This window comes from Mammaliicoccus fleurettii (genome assembly GCF_003970575.1).
GTDB classification, from domain to species: Bacteria; Bacillota; Bacilli; order Staphylococcales; family Staphylococcaceae; genus Mammaliicoccus; species Mammaliicoccus fleurettii.
The window spans coordinates 1-1,937 of the sequence record NZ_RXWZ01000132.1 but is presented as its reverse complement, the minus strand read 5'-3'; the positions used below and the strand labels follow the sequence as shown (position 1 = coordinate 1,937).

At 32.8% G+C, this 1,937-nt stretch carries 1 protein-coding gene; it reads left to right on the top strand.

Features of this window, described 5'->3' with window-relative positions; translation table 11 throughout:
* The first annotated feature begins 68 nt into the window (after positions 1–68).
* On the top strand, positions 69–1,844 hold the full coding sequence (locus tag CD129_RS09635) for an oleate hydratase (RefSeq protein WP_115336965.1): 1,776 nt from the start codon (positions 69–71) through the stop codon (positions 1,842–1,844).
* The last annotated feature ends 93 nt before the right edge of the window (positions 1,845–1,937 follow it).

Sequence of the window (1,937 nt, the reverse complement as noted above, 5' to 3'; positions counted from 1 at the left end):
GGCGTATATTAAAAGTATAAAGAATTGGAATATTAAGAAATTATACTTATTAAAAGGGTGATGTTCTTATGTATTATACTAATAGTAATTATGAAGCTTTTGCGCGTCCGAAAAAACCAGAAAACGTTGATAAAAAATCAGCATATTTGATTGGATCAGGTTTAGCTTCACTAGCAGCAGCATGTTTTTTAATTCGTGACGGTCAAATGAAAGGTGAAAATATCCATATTTTAGAAGAATTAAACATCTCAGGGGGAAGTTTAGACGGTATTAATATGGAGCATCATGGATTTGTTGTACGTGGTGGTAGAGAAATGGAAAATCATTTTGAATGCTTATGGGATTTATTTAGAAGTATTCCATCATTAGAACAACCTGAAGCATCTGTGTTAGATGAATTTTATTGGTTGAATAAGGAAGATCCTAACTATTCAAAATGTAGAGCCATTTATAGTGGGGGAAAACGTATTGAGACCGATGGCAATTTCACGTTATCTAAAAAAGCAATTAAAGAAATTTTAAGTTTATGCATGAAAAAAGAAGAAGATTTAGAAGATGTTAAAATTTCCGAAGTTTTCACTGAAGATTTTTTAAACTCTAATTTTTGGTTATATTGGAAGACGATGTTTGCTTTTGAACCTTGGCATTCAGCAATGGAAATGCGACGATATCTTATGCGTTTTGTTCACCATATTGGTGGTTTGGCAAATTTTAGTGCTTTAAAATTCACTAAATATAACCAATATGAATCTTTAGTATTGCCAATGATAGAATATCTTAAGTCATATGGTGTGCATTTTGAATACGGTGTTCAAGTTGACAATATATTGGTCGATTCAACATCATCTAAGAAAATTGCACGAGAACTTCTTATAAACAAAAATGGTAAAACAGAGTCTATACCCTTAACTTTAGATGACCTTGTTTTTGTAACAAATGGTAGTATTACTGAAAGCTCAACTTATGGGAATAATGACCATCCTGCTCCACCAACGAAAGCATTGGGAGGTAGTTGGACATTATGGAAGAATCTAGCTAATCAGAGTCCAGAATTTGGAAGACCTGAAAAATTCTGTGATTATATTCCAAATAAAAGTTGGCTAGTATCTGCAACAACAACAACTAATAATAAAAAAGTTATTTCTTATATTGAAAAGTTAAGTAAACGTGATGTGTTATCTGGTCGTACCGTTACAGGGGGGATTGTAACAGTAGCTGACTCTAGTTGGCAACTTAGTTTTACAGTCAACCGCCAACAACAATTTAAAGAGCAGCCTAAAAATCAAGCCAGTATATGGATATATGCATTGTACTCTGACGTCAAAGGTGATTTTATTAAAAAACCAATCACTGAATGTACAGGTAGTGAAATATGCCAAGAGTGGTTATATCATATGGGAGTGCCACAAGATGAGTTAGTTGAATTGGCACAAACAGAATGTAATACAATTCCTGTTTATATGCCTTACGTGACAGCTTACTTTATGCCAAGAGCATACAAAGATCGTCCATTGGTTGTTCCTAATGGCTCTAAAAACTTAGCATTTATAGGTAATTTTGCTGAAACAGAACGTGATACAGTATTCACAACTGAATATTCTGTACGTACGGCTATGGAAGCTGTATATCAATTATTAGAAGTAGACAGAGGTGTACCTGAAGTGTATGCTTCTGAATTTGATGTACGTGTACTTATGGATGCTTATTATCAATTAAACGATCGTAAATCATTACCTGAATTAGTTAATAAGAACTTTCTTAAACGTTCAGTTCTAAAAAAAGGGATGGAAAAAATACATGGCACATTCATTGAAGAATTATTACGCAAACATAAGTTATTATAAAAGTGGTTCTGTTGCAAAGTAACTTTTAAAAGGTATACTATTAAATTAACTAAAACAAGGAGGTTTTATCAATGAAAGCAGCAGTTTGGTATG

Bases quoted from the DNA above. Each gene is read 5' to 3' on its own strand.
- CD129_RS09635 (WP_115336965.1), top strand. From the start codon at position 69: ATGTATTATACTAATAGTAATTATGAAGCTTTTGCGCGTCCGAAAAAA.